The organism is Mesorhizobium sp. CO1-1-8 (genome assembly GCF_020164875.1).
Taxonomy (GTDB): Bacteria; Pseudomonadota; Alphaproteobacteria; order Rhizobiales; family Rhizobiaceae; genus Mesorhizobium.
On the sequence record NZ_JAIUGZ010000009.1, the window covers coordinates 1 to 15,824 of the forward strand.

Annotated in this window: 15 protein-coding genes; 7 read left to right on the forward strand and 8 right to left on the reverse strand. The window is 63.6% G+C overall.

The window, feature by feature from the left end:
* Positions 1-73: 73 nt before the first annotated feature.
* Together LB558_RS18510 and LB558_RS18515 are read right to left on the reverse strand one after the other, a co-directional pair.
* Positions 74-2,515 carry a GcvT family protein gene (locus LB558_RS18510; RefSeq protein ID WP_224698887.1) on the reverse strand — a complete coding sequence of 814 codons (2,442 nt, stop codon included), beginning with the start codon at positions 2,513-2,515 and terminating at the stop codon, positions 74-76.
* The gene (locus tag LB558_RS18515) at positions 2,512-3,399 is read right to left on the reverse strand and encodes a phosphotransferase (RefSeq protein WP_224698888.1); all 888 of its coding nucleotides are present in this window, start codon (positions 3,397-3,399) and stop codon (positions 2,512-2,514) included. Before LB558_RS18515 ends, LB558_RS18510 begins: the two co-directional genes overlap by 4 nt.
* 401 nt (positions 3,400-3,800) lie before the next feature.
* Between LB558_RS18515 and LB558_RS18520 the strand changes: the two genes are divergently transcribed.
* The 7 genes from LB558_RS18520 to LB558_RS18550 all read left to right on the forward strand — a co-directional run bounded on the left by LB558_RS18520 (position 3,801) and on the right by LB558_RS18550 (position 11,497).
* Entirely contained in the window at positions 3,801-4,577 is a 777-nt protein-coding gene (locus LB558_RS18520) for a DeoR/GlpR family DNA-binding transcription regulator (RefSeq protein ID WP_127408752.1), read from the forward strand.
* A 156-nt stretch (positions 4,578-4,733) separates the two neighbouring features.
* Positions 4,734-5,645, forward strand: a complete 912-nt coding sequence (locus LB558_RS18525) for a LysR substrate-binding domain-containing protein (RefSeq protein WP_224698889.1) — start codon at positions 4,734-4,736, stop codon at positions 5,643-5,645.
* Between the two features lie 218 nt (positions 5,646-5,863).
* A complete protein-coding gene (locus LB558_RS18530; RefSeq protein WP_224698890.1) occupies positions 5,864-7,018 on the forward strand; it encodes an ABC transporter substrate-binding protein in 1,155 nt (384 codons plus the stop codon).
* A 165-nt stretch (positions 7,019-7,183) separates the two neighbouring features.
* Positions 7,184-8,194: an ABC transporter ATP-binding protein gene (locus tag LB558_RS18535; RefSeq protein WP_224698891.1), complete on the forward strand. Its 1,011-nt coding sequence runs from the start codon at positions 7,184-7,186 to the stop codon at positions 8,192-8,194.
* Between the two features lie 14 nt (positions 8,195-8,208).
* A complete protein-coding gene (locus LB558_RS18540) occupies positions 8,209-9,159 on the forward strand; it encodes an ABC transporter permease (protein ID WP_224699082.1) in 951 nt (316 codons plus the stop codon).
* Positions 9,149-9,964, forward strand: a complete 816-nt coding sequence (locus LB558_RS18545) for an ABC transporter permease (protein ID WP_224698892.1) — start codon at positions 9,149-9,151, stop codon at positions 9,962-9,964. The genes LB558_RS18540 and LB558_RS18545 overlap by 11 nt, the downstream gene beginning before the upstream one ends.
* Positions 9,965-10,069: 105 nt before the next feature.
* Positions 10,070-11,497 carry a gamma-aminobutyraldehyde dehydrogenase gene (locus tag LB558_RS18550; RefSeq protein ID WP_224698893.1) on the forward strand — a complete coding sequence of 476 codons (1,428 nt, stop codon included), beginning with the start codon at positions 10,070-10,072 and terminating at the stop codon, positions 11,495-11,497.
* A gap of 124 nt (positions 11,498-11,621) precedes the next feature.
* On the opposite strand, the gene LB558_RS18555 is transcribed toward LB558_RS18550, so the two are convergent.
* The 6 genes from LB558_RS18555 to fdhD all read right to left on the reverse strand — a co-directional run bounded on the left by LB558_RS18555 (position 11,622) and on the right by fdhD (position 15,824).
* Positions 11,622-11,936 carry a hypothetical protein gene (locus LB558_RS18555; RefSeq protein WP_027039679.1) on the reverse strand — a complete coding sequence of 105 codons (315 nt, stop codon included), beginning with the start codon at positions 11,934-11,936 and terminating at the stop codon, positions 11,622-11,624.
* 55 nt (positions 11,937-11,991) lie between these two features.
* Positions 11,992-12,354, reverse strand: coding sequence for a nuclear transport factor 2 family protein (locus tag LB558_RS18560; RefSeq protein ID WP_224698894.1), 363 nt, complete (start codon positions 12,352-12,354; stop codon positions 11,992-11,994).
* An 82-nt stretch (positions 12,355-12,436) separates the two neighbouring features.
* Positions 12,437-12,916, reverse strand: coding sequence for a carboxymuconolactone decarboxylase family protein (locus tag LB558_RS18565; protein ID WP_412033480.1), 480 nt, complete (start codon positions 12,914-12,916; stop codon positions 12,437-12,439).
* 109 nt (positions 12,917-13,025) lie between these two features.
* Positions 13,026-14,579 carry an alpha/beta fold hydrolase gene (locus LB558_RS18570; RefSeq protein ID WP_224698896.1) on the reverse strand — a complete coding sequence of 518 codons (1,554 nt, stop codon included), beginning with the start codon at positions 14,577-14,579 and terminating at the stop codon, positions 13,026-13,028.
* A gap of 113 nt (positions 14,580-14,692) precedes the next feature.
* Positions 14,693-15,004, reverse strand: coding sequence for a formate dehydrogenase subunit delta (locus LB558_RS18575; protein ID WP_224698897.1), 312 nt, complete (start codon positions 15,002-15,004; stop codon positions 14,693-14,695).
* Positions 14,994-15,824: a formate dehydrogenase accessory sulfurtransferase FdhD gene (fdhD, locus tag LB558_RS18580; protein WP_224698898.1), complete on the reverse strand. Its 831-nt coding sequence runs from the start codon at positions 15,822-15,824 to the stop codon at positions 14,994-14,996. Before fdhD ends, LB558_RS18575 begins: the two co-directional genes overlap by 11 nt.

A 15,824-nucleotide genomic window follows, 5' to 3' on the forward strand; every position in this document is an offset into this window, starting at 1 on the left:
TCATTCTCGCAAACGCTCTCATCAGGGACGACCGCAAATGGTCACCTCAGATGCCTTGACCAAGACGGATACTCTAGGCCTTCACCCTCTCCGCTGCCGGGTCGTACATCGGCTCGAGATGGATCTTGGCCGGTGTCCTCTCCATCGCGACCACCAATTCATAGTCGCCCGAGGCGAGAAAATCGTCGCTCACCCCATCAGCGTTGCGCACATAGCCGTAGCCAATGGTCTTGCCCAGCGTGTAGCCATAACCGCCGCTGCTGAGATAACCGACCGGATCGCCATTGCGCAGGATGGTTTCGCGACCGAGCAGCACGATTTCGGAATCGTCGACCGTGAAGCCGGCGAAGCGTTTCTTCAGTGCCGCGCCGCTGGTCTTCTCCAGCGCGCGCCGTCCGATGAAATCCGTGTTCTTGCGCAGCTTGACCGCCCAGCCGAGGCCGGCTTCCTGCGGCGTGTCGTTGGGCGTGATGTCGGAGCCCCAGGCACGATAGCCCTTTTCCAGCCGCAGCGATTCCAGGGCCCGATAGCCGACCGGTCGGATGTCGTGCTTTTTGCCTGCCGCCATCAGCGCGTCGAAGACTTCGCCGGTGGCCGCGATCGGCACATGCAGTTCCCAGCCGAGTTCGCCGACATAGGTGACACGCAGCGCCCGGATTGTGTGGCCGGCGATGGCAATTTCGCGCACATGGCCGAACGGGAATGCGGCGTTCGACACGTCGGCTTCGGTCACGGCCGAAAGCACGTCCCGCGCCCGAGGACCCATCAGCGACAGCGTGCCGAAATCCTCGGTGACATCGACAAGCCTGGCATCGAGCCCTTCGCCGATATGGTCGCTGATCCACGAGGAATCATGCGTGCGGAAGCCTGTGCCGGTGACGATGTAGAACTTCTCTTCGCCCAGCCGCGCCACGGTCAGATCGGCTTCGATGCCGCCGCGCGTGTTGAGAAGCTGCGTGTAGGTCAGCCGGCCGACCGGCTTGCTGACGTCGTTGGCGCAGACCCAGTCCAGCGCCTTCAGCGCATCGGGGCCGCTCAGCTCGTATTTGGCGAAGGAAGATTGATCGAAGATGCCGACTTTTTCGCGCACATGCCGGTGTTCGTCGCCGACCGCCGCAAACCAGTTCTGCCGGCCCATCGAATAGATGTCCTGCGGCTCGACGCCTTCGGGCGCGAACCAGTTCGGCCGCTCCCAGCCAAGCTTCGAGCCGAACACGGCGCGCTGCTGTTTCAGCCGCTCGTACAGCGGCGAGACTATGCGCGGCCGCCCACTGGCGTACTCTTCATGCGGAAAGCCGATCGTATAGTGCTTGCCATAGGCCTCCAGCGTGCGGTCGCAGACCCACTGACGGTCGCGGTGCAGGTTGGAAAAGCGCCTGATGTCGACCACCCACAGGTCGAGCGGTGCTTCGCCATCGACCACCCACTGCGCCAGCACCCAGCCGGCGCCGCCGCCCGAGGCGATGCCGAAGGCGTTGAAGCCGGCGCCGACAAACATGTTGGCGCATTCGGGCGCTGTGCCGAGAATGAAATTGCCGTCGGGCGTAAAACTCTCCGGCCCATTGATCATCTGCTTGACGCCGACGGTCTCCAGCGCCGGCACACGCGCGATCGCTTGCATCATGTGCTGCTCGAAATGGTCGTAATCGTCGTCGAACAGCCGGAACTCCCAATCATCAGGTACATCTCCGGTCGTCCAGGCCTGCGGGTTCGGCTCATAGCCGCCCATCACCAGCCCGCCGACCTCTTCCTTGAAATAGGTGCGCCGATCCGGGTCGCGGATGGTCGGCGCGTCGGTCGCCAGCCCGTCGATCTTCTCGGTAACAATGTACTGGTGCTTCACCGGCTGCAGCGGCACGTTGATGCCGGCCATGGCGCCGACCTGCCGCGCCCATTGGCCGGCGCAGTTGACCACCTTGTCGCAAGCAATGTCGCCCTTGTTGGTCTTCACCGCCGTGATGCGGCCGTCCTTCATCTCGAAGCCGGTGACGCGGACATCCTCGAACAGTTTGGCGCCATGCATGCGCGCGCCCTTGGCCAGCGACTGCGTGATGTCGGAAGGGCTTGCCTGGCCATCGGTCGGCAGCCAGGAAGCGCCGGCGAGGTCGCCGGTTTCCATGAGCGGCCACATCGCCTTGACTTCCGCCGGCGACAGCAATTGCATGTCCATGCCGAAGCTTTTCGCCGTCGTCGCCAGCCTTTTGTACTCGGTCCAGCGGTCGGCATTGGTAGCGAGCCTGAGGCAGCCGGTCATCTTCCAGCCGGTGGCGAGGCCGGTCTCGGCCTCGAGCCCCTTGTAGAGGTCGACAGAGTATTTCAGCACGCGGGTGATCGAGGCCGACGAGCGCAGCTGGCCGACTAGGCCGGCCGCATGCCAGGTCGAGCCTGAGGTCAGCTTGCCCTGCTCGAGCAGCACCACGTCAGCCTTGTGGTCGCGCGCCAGATGATAGGCCGTCGAACAGCCGATGATGCCGCCGCCGATGACGACGATGGCGGCCTGGCTCGGCAATGTCATGATTTCTGTATCCCGTACTTCGTTCTGTAGTTTTTCAGTGCCGCGTCGAGCCGGACGAGGTTTTCCTCGGTGTAGGCGACGTAGTCGATGCCCGGCGCGTCGAGATAGAGCTCGGACACCATGCTCCACATCGCCTCGCGCAGCAGCGAGGCGCATTGCATGGCCGCGTGCGAACGGCGGATCGCTTCGTCCGGTTCCTTCATGAAGTAGGCGGTCAGGAAGGCGAAGGATTCCTCGTCGCTCATGCCGGCGTTGGAGGCGGCGCCTGCGAGGTCGAACATCGCCGTGTTGAAGCCGGCATATTCGAAGTCGATCAGCCACAGCCTGTTGCCGTCGTCGAGAATGTTGGCCGGCAGCAGATCATTGTGGCCAAAGACGATAGGCAGCAGTTTCTGCGCGCGCTCCAGTTCATCGGCCAGCGTCAGCAGGCGCGGCAAGTCGCTGCGCTTGCGGCTGCCGCCTTCTTCAAGCGTGCGCGCATAGTCGCGAATGACATGGAACACCCAGAACATGAAGCCGGCGCCCGAGACGTGATTGGGCATTTCCCGGTGGAAGGCGCGCATCAGGACCGCGACGCGGCCGAGATTGGCGCGTACGTCCTCGGCGAGATAGGTCTTGGCGCCGAGAAACTCTGTGACCAGGATGCCCGGTTCGGCGTGGCGGACGGCTGGCGCGAAACCGGCGGCATGCGCCGCCCGCGCCGTCATCACCTCGCGCTCGCGAAAGACATGGTGGAACGGATAGTCCTTGCCGAAGCGCACGACATGTCGACCGGCCGCGTCCGTGACCACATAATTGGCATTGCTCAGACCGCCGGGCAGCGGTGCGATCTCGATGCCACCGGTCCAGCAGGGCAGGGCGCGGATGCGATCTTCGGCGGTCACGGAATCATCCCTGGTTTTCTGGGCTTCGACAAGGCGCCGTGAACAGCGCAGCGATGGCGGGGAGAAACGTAAACAATCTCGTCGGTGCGGGACGCCAGGATCGGTATCCCGCACCGCACCGACGAGCCCCTTGGCCAGGTTTTTGAGCCCGGCATCCGCCCCCGCGGATCTGAAAATTCCTTGTACAGGCACGTTCCAAACGGCCTGACCACTGAGTTGCGTCTCTGCCCCCAGTCGCAGATCTGAAGCCTGTTGATGCCCTTAATTTCACGCCAGGGGTGCCCGCTTGTCAATAAAAAGGTGTGACTTTTTTTGGGTATTTTGCCCGAAGTATAAGGTATTTCCTTTAAAAGCACTTGAATTACCTTAAAATCGGTCAGGAGGATCAGTTCGGGAACCAGATGGCCCAGTCCAAACGACACGGCGAGATTCTGCGGCTCCTGCAGGAAGAGGGCACCGTCACCATCGCCAGTCTGGCCGATCGGCTGGGTGTGTCGCTCGAGACGGTGCGCCGCGACGTCAAGCCACTGACTGGTGATGGCTCTGTCCTCAAGATGCATGGCGCCATCGGTCTGCCGTCGATGATCGGCGAAGCGCCGTTCGAGCGGCGCATGCGTGAGAACGCCGACGCCAAGCGCGTCATTGCCCGCATGGTCGCTGCCACCATCCGCGACGGGGAATCGATCATGCTCGACACCGGAACGACGACCTCGTTCCTTGCGCGTGAACTGCTCGGCCACCGGCGCCTGACGGTCGTCACCAATTCCTCGGACATTGCCCGCACGTTGGCCACCATCAACGGCAATAAGGTCTATATGGCGGGCGGCGAGCTGCGCAGCGATTCCGGCGCTGCTTTCGGCGCCTCGGCGATCGATTTTGTCAGTCGCTTCTCGGTCAGCCACGCCATCATTTCCACCGGGGGCGTCGACGCGGTGATGGGCGTCATGGATTTTGATCTGGATGAGGCCGAGTTCGGCCGCATGGTGCTGTCGCGCGGCCAGCGGTCCCTGGTCATCACCGATCACTCGAAATTCGGCCGTCTTGGTCTGGTCCAGGTCTGCGGCTTCGACAGCTTTTCCGAACTCGCCACCGACCGCTCGCCGCCGCACGACCTGGCTGCCGCCCTTGCGCAGGCCGGCGCGCGGCTTAGCATCGCCGGCGAGGAAGCCGGGTTTTAGCCAAAGACCAGCGATTGGGCATGCTTGCGCTGCGCTATGGCCCCGCATGCCGGCGGCGCATCAAGTTGGCGCTCGGTTGAGCGCCAGCTCTCCGGTCATGGGATAAGCTCTGCCGTCGGCTTTCCTTCGCTTCCGCGTCGGTGTTTAGTCCGGGCCATGGCTTTCACCATCCGCCAGCTGCAGTTCTTCATCGCCGTGGCCGAGCAAGGCACGGTCTCGGGCGCCGCGCAGAACCTCTCCATCTCGCAATCGTCAGTCACCGAAGCGATCAAGGAACTCGAAAGCGATCTCGGCGTCGAACTGTTCGAACGCCATCCGCGTGGCCTCAACATTACCCACAAGGGCCACCAGTTCCTGCGCCACGCGACGAAAATCCTCGCCGACGTTTCCGACGCGCGCCGCTCTTTCTCGGGCGAGCAGATGGTGGCGGCCGGCCGGCTGCAGCTCGGCGTCACCTCGCTGGTCGCCGGTTATGTGCTGTCGGATCTGCTCGCCCGCTACCGCCGTGCCTATCCCGGCGTCGAGGTCTCTGCCATCGAAGACAATGGCGATTATCTCGAACACCTCCTGATCGGCGGCAAGCTAGACGTTGCCGTCATGGTCACCTCCAATTTGCGCGACCGCACCGCGTTGCAGTCGGAAATCCTCGAAGTCTCGGCCTATCGGCTGTGGCTGCCGCTCGGTCATCCGCTCGTCGGCGCCGACATCATCAGCATTGGCGACATTGCCTCCGAAACGCTGATCATGCTGACCGTCGACGAGATCGAGGAAAACACCGGCAAGCTGCTGACGGCAATCGGCGCCAGGCCGCATGTCGCCTTCCGCACCCGTTCCGTGGAGGCCGTGCGCAGTCTGGTCGCCACCGGCGCCGGCGTGGCGCTGCTGCCCGACCTCGTCTACCGGCCATGGTCGCTGGAGGGCGACCGCATCGAATCGCGCGATATTTCCGGCTCCTTGCCGGTGGTCCAGGTCGGCATGGTCTGGCGGCGCGGCTCCGGTCTGCCGCAGGCCGCGCGCGATTTCATCGGCCTTGCCCAGTCGCAACGGACGGTCCGCCAGCGTCCCTGAGAGATCGGCCGCCCAGCTATCGGAAAAACCGATATCGCCCTTCTGATAAATGAATTTGCGAAACCGGAATTTTCAAAGCATTTTCGATCCAGGGACCAAAGTCGCCATCAGAGCGGCATCAAGCCCACGGACGAACTGACAGTTTTCAGTCCGCGCGTGACCCCTAACGAAAACCGGAACCGGCTTTCAGGGTCAGGCGCCTAAATGGGAGATCGACAATGAATTCATTCCTGAAGTCGTGTACTGCTCTGACGGTCGCGCTGACCTTTTCCGGTCAGGCCGTCGCCCAGGTCAAGGAACTTGGCAAGGGCGAAGGCCAGGTCAACATCGTTGCCTGGCCGGGCTATATCGAGCGCGGCGAAACCGACAAGGGCTATGACTGGGTGACCTCCTTCGAGAAGGAGACCGGCTGCAAGGTCAACGTCAAGACCGCCAACACCTCCGACGAGATGGTCTCGCTGATGAATGAGGGTGGCTTCGACCTCGTCACCGCTTCGGGCGATGCCTCGCTGCGCCTCGTTGCCGGCAAGCGCGTGCAGCCGATCAACACCGATCTCATCCCGAGCTGGAAGACGGTCGACGAGCGCCTCAAGGATGCGCCGTGGTTCACCGTCGGCGGCGCCCACTACGGCGTTCCCTACCAGTGGGGTCCCAACGTCCTGATGTACAACACCGAGGTGTTCAAGGAGGCTCCCAAGAGCTGGAACATCGTCTTCGAGGAAATGAAGCTGCCTGACGGCAAGTCCAACAAGGGCCGCGTCCAGGCCTATGACGGGCCGATCCACATCGCGGATGCCGCCAACTATCTGATGTTCCACAAGCCGGAACTCGGCATCAAGGACCCCTACGAACTGAACGAGGACCAGTACAAGGCTGCACTGGAATTGCTGCGCGTCCAGCGCACGCTGGTCGGCCGCTATTGGCACGACGCCGCCATCCAGGTCGACGATTTCCAGAACGAAGGCGTCGTGGCTTCCGGCTCGTGGCCGTATCAGGTCAACACGCTGGTCGCCGCCAAGAAGCCGGTCGCGTCCACCATCCCGGAGGAGGGCGCCACCGGTTGGGCCGACACCACGATGATGGAGGCCGACGCCGCCAACCCCAACTGTGCCTATATGTGGATTGAACATTCGCTGTCGCCCAAGGTGCAGGGCGACGTCTCGGCCTGGTTCGGTTCGCTGCCCGTCGTGCCCGCCGCCTGCAAGGGCAATGAGCTTTTGACCGACGAGGGTTGCAAGACCAACGGCTACGAGAACTTCGACAAGATCAAGTTCTGGAAGACGCCGGTGTCGAAATGCGCCACCCAGAACGATCAGTGCGTGCCCTACTACCGCTGGGTATCCGACTATATCGGCGTCATCGGCGGGCGGTGAGCGCCTTACCCTCCCCCTCGTGGGGAGGGTAGACGCATAGCGTCGGGGGGCTGCTCGGCGTTTTCGAGGCACCCCCATCCGCGGCTTCGCCGCGACCTCCCCACAAGGGGGAGGTAGGACGTCGCGCGACATCAACACATCAAACCGGCAACGGACTGACAGCCCATGACCTCCGCCGTCTCCTTCCAGAAAGCCTCGCGCCATTTCGGCAGCGTGCGCGCTGTCGATGCGGTCGATCTCGACATCGCGCCGGGGGAATTCTTCGCCATGCTCGGGCCGTCCGGTTCCGGCAAGACGACGTGCCTGCGCCTCATCGCCGGCTTCGAGCAGCCGACATCGGGCTCGATCTCGATCTTCGGCGAACGCGCGGAAGGCGTGCCCCCCTATCGCCGCAACGTCAACACCGTGTTCCAGGACTATGCGCTGTTCCCGCATCTGAACGTGCTCGACAACGTCGCCTACGGGCTGATGGTCAAGGGCGTCGGCAAGGCTCAGCGGCACAAGGCGGCGGAAGAGGCGCTGTCGCTGGTGCGGCTGCCCGGCTATGGCGCCCGCCGCCCCGGCCAGCTTTCCGGCGGCCAGCGCCAGCGCGTGGCACTCGCCCGTGCGCTGGTCAACCAGCCAAAGGTGCTGTTGCTCGACGAGCCGCTCGGCGCGCTCGACCTCAAATTGCGCGAGAACATGCAGGAGGAGCTGAAGTCGCTGCAGAAGGCGCTCGGCATCACCTTCGTCTTCGTCACCCACGACCAGGGCGAAGCGCTGTCGATGGCCGACCGCGTCGCCGTCTTCAACGATGGTAAGATCATGCAGGTCGGCACGCCCGAGGATATCTACCAGCGGCCGAAGACCCGCTTCGTTGCCGATTTCGTCGGCTCCTCCAACGTGCTGCCGCCGGATTTCGTGCAGCGCTATTCCGGTCAGCATCGCTGGGGCAGCCTGCGCCCTGAATCCATTCGCGTCGGCCGCGCGGCCAGCGGGGTCACAAGTGGCGAAGGTGTGTCCGCCCGCCTCGTCTCGACCAATTATCTCGGCGCCACGACAAAGCTGGCACTCGACGCCGACGGGCTGCGGCTGCACGCCATCGTGCCTGCCGGCACTGCCTTGCCGGCAGAAGGCGAGGCGGTCGTGCTAACCTTCAACCGCGAGCATCTGCATCTGATGGATGAGCCGGCATGAGCCTCGACGCCACCATGGTGCGTGCAACGGCGCCCGCCATCCTGCCCGGCAGCGGCGGTCTGCGCGGCGCGCTGTCGGACCTTTTCTGGCGCAAGCCGAAGGTGCTACTGTTGCTCATGCTGCTGCCGCCGGTGCTGTGGCTCGGCATCGTCTATATCGGCTCGCTGTTTGCGCTGCTGGCGCAGAGCTTTTTCTCGATCGACGAATTCTCCGGCCTCATCAACCGCGAGTTCACGCTCAAGACCTATGGCGATCTGTTCCAGGCCGCCAACCTAGACATCATCCTGCGCACGGTGACGATGGCGGCTCTGGTCACGTTGGCCTCGGCCATCATCGCTTTCCCCATCGCCTACTACGCGGCGCGTTATGCGCGCGGCCGCTGGAAGGCGCTGTTCTACCTCGGCATCATGCTGCCGCTGTGGTCGAGCTACCTGGTCAAGATCTACGCCTGGAAGCTGATCCTGGCCAAGGAGGGCATCCTCACATGGCTGCTCGCCAAGCTGCATCTGTTGTGGATGCTCGACGCATGGCTGTCGCTGCCGATCGTCGGCGGCAATTCGTTGTCGGTGTCGTTTACCGGCACCTTCATCGTCTTCGTCTATGTCTGGCTGCCGTTCATGATCCTGCCGGTGCAGGCGGCGCTCGAGCGCGTGCCTGGCAATTTGGTCGAGGCCTCGTCCGATCTCGGCGCTTCGCCCGGCCAGACCTTCCGCAACGTGCTGTTCCCGCTGGCGTTGCCGGGCATTGTCGCCGGTTCGATCTTCACCTTCTCGTTGACGCTTGGCGACTACATCATCCCGCAGATCATCGGCACCTCGCGGCTGTTCATCGGCCAGGCGGTCTATTCGCAGCAAGGCACCGCCGGCAACATCCCGCTCGCTGCCGCCTTCACCGTGGTCCCGATCGTCATCATGGGGTTCTACCTCTGGGGCGCCAAACGCATGGGGGCCTTCGATGCGCTCTGATGGTTCCCAGTCGGCTCCGCTCGGCCTGAAGATAACCGCCGCCTGCGGCCTGTTGTTCCTGCACCTGCCGATCCTCTTGATCTTCGTCTACGCCTTCACCACCGAGGAGAAGAGTTTTGTCTGGCCGCCGCCAGGCCTGACGACTCAATGGTTCGCTGTGACCTGGAACCGGCCGGATGTCTGGCAGGCGCTGTCGCTGTCGGTCAGGGTGGCTGCCATCTCGACGGCGATCGCGCTCGTCCTCGGCACGCTCTGTTCGGCGGCGGTGTCGCGGACAAAATTCTTCGGCCGCGAAACCATCTCGCTGCTGGTCATCCTGCCGATCGCGCTGCCCGGCATCATCACCGGCATCGCGCTGCGCTCGGCCTTTTCGCTTGCCGACATCCCGTTCTCGTTCTGGACGATCGTGCTTGGCCACGCCACCTTCTGCGTTGTCGTCGTCTACAACAACGCCGTCGCCCGTTTCCGCCGCACGTCAGGCTCGATGATCGAGGCATCGATGGATCTCGGCGCCGACGGTTTTCAGACTTTTCGCCATGTCGTGCTGCCCAACATTGCCACGGCGCTGCTTGCCGGCGGCATGCTGGCCTTCGCGCTGTCTTTCGACGAGGTCATCGTCACCACCTTCACCGCCGGCCAGCAGCAGACCCTGCCGATCTGGATGCTGGAAGAGCTGATCCGTCCGCGCCAGCGCCCGGTCACCAATGTCGTCGCCATGGTCGTCATGCTGGTGACGCTGGTGCCGATCCTTGCCGCCTATTACCTCACCCGCGACGGCGACCAGATCGCCGGAAGCGGGAAATGAAAAACAGCGAATAGGGGGTAGCGAACAGCGAATAGGGAAGATCGACGGTCACAACCTACTCGCTACCCGCTATTCGCTACTCGCTCCTGTTTAGGGAGAACCTATATGGACACCCAGATGCTGATCGGCTCGAAATTCGAGAGGGGCACCGAGACCGAGGAGCCGATCCTCAATCCAAAGACCGGGGCGACCATTCTCAATCTGCCTGAAGCCAGCCAGGCACAGATCGAGGCGGCGGTCACTGCCGCCCAACAAGCGTTCGTCACGTGGTCACGCACCACGCCGGCGCAGCGCTCGGGCTATTTGCTGAAGATCGCCGACCGCATCGAGGCCGCGGCACAAGAGTTCGCCACGCTCGAGGCGCTCAACTGCGGCAAGCCGATCAACGCCGTGCTCAATGACGAACTCCCGGCGATCGTCGACTGCTACCGCTTCTTCGCCGGCGCCGTCCGTTCGATGCCGGGCGTCGTCGCTGGCGAATACATTCCCGGCCACACTTCGATGGTCCGCCGCGACGCCATCGGCATCGTCGCTTCCATCGCGCCGTGGAACTACCCGCTGATGATGATGGCCTGGAAGCTGGCGCCGGCGATCGCCGGCGGCAACACCGTCGTCTTCAAGCCGTCCGAGCAGACACCGCTGACGGCGCTGAAGCTGGCAAAAATCCTTGCGGACATCCTGCCCGAAGGCGTGGTCAATGTCGTACTTGGCCGCGGCGACAGCGTCGGCAACACGCTGATCAACCATCCCAAGGTCAACATGATCTCGATCACCGGCGACGTCGCCACCGGCAAGAAGGTGCTGCAGGCAGCCGCTAAGTCGGTCAAGCGCACGCATCTCGAGCTCGGCGGCAAGGCGCCGGTCATCGTCTTCGATGACGCCGATCTTGGGGCCGTGGTCAACGGCCTGCGCGCCTTCGGCTATTACAATGCCGGTCAGGACTGCACCGCCGCCTGCCGCATCTACGCCGGCAAGAAGATCTACGACAAGCTCGTCGCCGATCTCTCCACGGCCGTTTCGACCATCAAGTACAATCGTCCCGACGACACAGAAAACGAGATCGGCCCGCTGATCTCCCGCCGCCAGCGCGACCGCGTGTCGAGCTTCGTCGAGCGGGCCTCGGAACTGAAGCACATCGAGATCACCACCGGCGGCAGGCCGGGCGAGGGTTCTGGCTTCTACTACCAGCCGACAGTCGTTGCCGGCGCGCTGCAGGAAGACGAGATCGTGCGCCGCGAAGTGTTCGGGCCGGTCGTCTCGGTTACTCGTTTTTCGGAGGTCGACGAGGCGGTGAACTGGGCCAATGACAGCGACTACGGCCTGGCGTCATCCGTATGGACCAAGGATATCTCGCGCGCCATGGCGACGGCCGCCCGCCTGCAATATGGCTGCACCTGGATCAATACCCACTTCATGCTCACGAATGAGATGCCGCATGGCGGGTTGAAGCAGTCTGGCTACGGCAAGGACATGTCGCTCTATGCGCTGGAGGACTACACCGCCGTGCGGCATGTGATGGTGGCGCATGGTTGAGAAGTGGTCCGCGTAGCGGACGAAAAGCCAATTGCTTGGCTTTTCGAGCTTCTAACGCCCTGAGCCTGCGAAGTGCCGGGCGTGGCTATTTTCCCTTCTCCCCGTTTTACGGGGAGAAGAGTCGCTACTCCACAATGCGATAAATATTCCACAGGCTGGTGCCCGACACGACATAGGGCTCGATCTCCTTGCCCCATTTGGCATGCGCGTCGATCTTGCCGATCTTGGCGAAGAACGCCTCCAACTGGGCCAGGCTTTCGACCTGGTGATGGGACTCGACCGTCGCCTCCCGCGCTCCGATAGAACCGGTCATGATCTGGAACTCCAGCTCGGCGAGGCCGACCTGCGAGCCGATCTCGCGTTCCCATTTCTTTAACAGGTCGAGAACGGTCTGCTTGTGTCCGAACTTGGCGTCGATCTGCCATCTGGCGCTGAACATCTTCTTCTCCTCCAGGTTTGCGGCCCAGGCCGCGGTTGATCAACCGGCTGTTGACCTACTCGTCCCAGGCCTGCACGACGGTCTGCGTTGCGATCCGCCCGTTCTTCAACTCCAGCATCGCCGCGCAGAACACCTTGGTCCCGTCCGGATAGGCGCAGGCCTGGGTGAAGGCGAGGCTGTCACCGTCGGCGATGGTGGAGTCGACTTTGTGGGTCATCGCGCGGCTGCAGATGTCGTCCCAGAATGTGGTGATCGCCGCGCGCCCGCGGATTTCACGCGGCTTGCTCGGCGGGTTGTTGCGGTCGATCACCCGCACCAGCGCGTCATCGGCATAGAAGCTCGACAGCATCTTGCCATCACGGGTTTCGATGGCCTTCTTGATCGATGCGCCATCCACTGTTTGGGTCTTGGTCAGCATGTCATCCTCCATTGGCCCGTCTTCCGACCGGGCGGTTGATGGTCGAAGTGCTGCCGGCGCTCGTCGCCGGGCAGGGATTGCCTCACTGCGACTTCGCCTTGACGGCCGCGAACACGTCGTCGGCCTGCTTCTTGAAGGTCGTCAGATCGACCTGGCTGCCGTTGAGCATCGTCGACCAGTGGCGCACGATGGCGGCCATTGCCACCGCCTCCTTGATCTCCTCGTCACTGGCGCCGTTGAGCTTGGCCGCCTCGGTGTGGAAATAGATGCAATACTGGCACGGGATCTGCGACGCGACGGCGAGGCCCAAAAGTTCCTTGGTCTTGCCGTCGAGCGCCGTCTTCGGGTTGAGCTGCACGCCCTTGATCTCGGCCCAGGCGCCGGCGACGGCAACATCCGGCAGCGTCCTGAACATGTCCGGCACCGAGCCGAGCGTTGCCTCGATGTCCTTGTAGGCGGCCGCCGCGGACGCGTCCTCGGCCTTTGCCGGAGTGATGGCGAACAACGCGCCCACGCTTGCAGCGATCACAAGCAATTTGAGTGTCCGGTTCGACGTCAGCATTTCCTCCTCCGTTCGCAGCACCTTTTCCGGCGACATCCGCCTGGCCTGCGTGGAGAGAACTGATACCGCTTACCCGTCTTGGCCGCTTCCCCCGAAAGCGCCATGGCTCTCATGGCCCGTGCGGGCCAGGGTGCCTGACTGAGAACGCCGCCGCCGCCGCCCGCGACGGCAGGTCCAGCTTGAGCAGTATGTTGGCGACATGGCGCTTAACCGTGTGTTCGCTCAGCCTCAATTCGGCGGCGATCGCGGCATTGCTCTTGCCGTCGGCGACGAGGCTTACCACCTCGCTTTCGCGCGCCGTCAGTGCGGCCGGCTCGGCAGCCTTGGGTTTGGGCCTGCAGGCGGGTTCCAGATGCTGTTCGGACGTCGCATGGACCAGCGCCAGCGGCTCCTCCAACTCGTCGACGCTGATGCGCCCGGCGTCGGTGAAATGCAGGCCCGACCCAGCCGCCAGGTCGGCGATGAGACGCGACGCGATAATGTCGCCGCGCCCGGCATGGGCGGCCAGTTGCATCGCCACCCGCACCGTCATCCCAACAGGCGGGCCGCGCACTTCGATCTCGCCCACATGCGCCCCTTGCGCGCTTGCCACGCCGATTTCCTGCGCCGCCTCGCGCAGCGATGCCGCGCAGCGTATGGCGCGTGCCGGGCCGTCGAAGCGCGAAATCATCAACTCGCCATGCAGGCCCGCCGAACGCCCGCCATGGCGCCCCACCAGCAGCCGCCAGGTTTCCTGGAAGCGTTGGCTGCGTTCGCTCCACATCCGGTCGCCAAGCCGCGCCGTGTCGTAGATGCGTGTCACCAGAAGCGCCGCCAGAACACGGTCCACTTCGCCCACGGCGCGCTCGCCGGTCAGGAATTCCTCGATCAGGTCGGCCACCCCATCGACATCGCCGGTCCAGATCGGATGGTCGCGTCCGGGAATCTCGACAAGCCGGGCACCGGCGATCTTCTGTGCAAGGAAGCGGCTGGCGTCGGGGTCGACCCGCGCATCGTTGCGGCGATGTATCACAAGCGTTGGCGCGCTGATCACGCTCAGTATATGGCGGATGTCGACGTCGGCGTTCATGCGCGCCAGCGCCGCCGCCGCCGTCGGGCTCGCCGACAATCGTTCGAAACGTGCCCACCACTGAGCGAAATGCGCGTCGTCGACCCGGCTCGGCGCGAAATGGGGCAGCGTGGCGCCGGTGCCCCAGGCTGTCTCCGCCATCGCGATGAAAGCCTTGAGGCGTTCGGGCGACATCACCCATTTGTGGAAATGCGCATAGCCGCCATAGAGCGCCAGAGCTCGCGTCCGCTCCGGATAGGTGGCGGCGAACAGCATCGCCATCGGCGCACCTTCGGAGGAGCCGAGCAGCGCCGCACGGCCGCTGCCGGCGGCGTCCATAACCGCGCGCACATCGTCCATTCGCGTTTCGAGACTGGGCAGGTTATGCGCGTCGACGCGGTCGGAAAGACCCGTGCCGCGCTTGTCAAACAGGATCAGCCGCGAGAATGCCGAGAGCCGCTTCAAGAGCCTGGTATAGCCCTCGTCTTCCCAGTGCAGGTCGAGGTTGGAAATGAAACCCGGCGCGAAGACGAGATCGAGCGATCCCTGCCCGACCACCTGATAGGCGATCCGCACATCGCCGCTACGGGCGTATCGCGTCTCGATCGGCCTCACGAGATTTCCACCCCGGCCTGACGATTTCTGGTCGTCGAACCATAGCAGAACGGCGCGGATTGCGGCAGTTTAAACTTTAGCGTTGGCAAATATAAGCCGGCGCGGCTTGGCGGCTATTCCTGCGAGGCGGCGACGTCGGCAGGGGAGGGCTCGAGGCCGAGTTTGAGGTCGGCCGCAGCCGGCGTGATCGGCCGCTTGATCTTGGCGGAGGCGGCCACCACCAACTCGTTGAAGTTCCCGCTGCCGTCGTCCAGCATCTCGAAGAACTGCCGCCGCATCCTCGGCTCCCAGAACTTGTTGATGTGCTCGGCGACGCCGGCAATGCCTTCCTCGCGCGACTTGGAATGGAAGAAATCGGCGATCTGGTTTGCCATGCGCACCAGCTTCTCGGCGGTGCTCATAATGTGTTCTTCGTCATGCGACATGCTTGGCAACTCCGTAAACCACCCGGTCGGAGTGGGTGAAAATATCAAAATCGTCGCCGCGAACCAGCGCCACCAGAGTCATGCCGGCCTCTTGCGCCGTGCGGATGGCAAGTGCGGTCGGCGCCGAGACGGCGATGATGAAGGCCGAGCCGATAGAAGCCGTCTTCTGCACCATTTCAACCGAAACCCTGGATGTCACCACGACAGCCCCGGATGCACCATCGATGCCGGCTTTGGCCAGCGCGCCGGCCAGCTTGTCGAGCGCATTGTGACGGCCGACATCTTCGCGCGCCATGACGATGCCCTTGTCAGGCACATAGAAACCGGCGGCGTGCACCGCTCCGGTCTCGGTGTGCAGCGGCTGCACTTTCGACAAAAGCTTGACCGAGGCGACGATGTCATCGGCGTCAAGTGTAAGTTTGGACGCACCGACCGCGTCGACCGAGCGCATCGCTTCCTCGATCGATTCGATGCCGCAGAGCCCGCAGCCGACCGGCCCCGCGAGCCTTCGCCGCCGCGCCTCGAAGCGCGTGTTGGCGGTGTCCTTCAGCCGGATCTGGATGTCAATGCCGGCGCCATGGTCCTCGACCTCGATTGCTTCGATCTCATCCTGTAACGAGATGATGCCTTCGGTCAGCGAGAAGCCGAGCGCGAAATCCTCGAAGTCGGCCGGGCTCGCCATCATCACGGCGTGGGTGGTGCCGGCAAAGGAGAACGCCACCGGCGTCTCTTCCGGCACCATCCGGTCGGTAGCGGTCGTGCCTACCGCGCGGCGCGCCAGCCGCGATACTTGGGTCGTGGCTTTGCGGCGCGCGCTCAA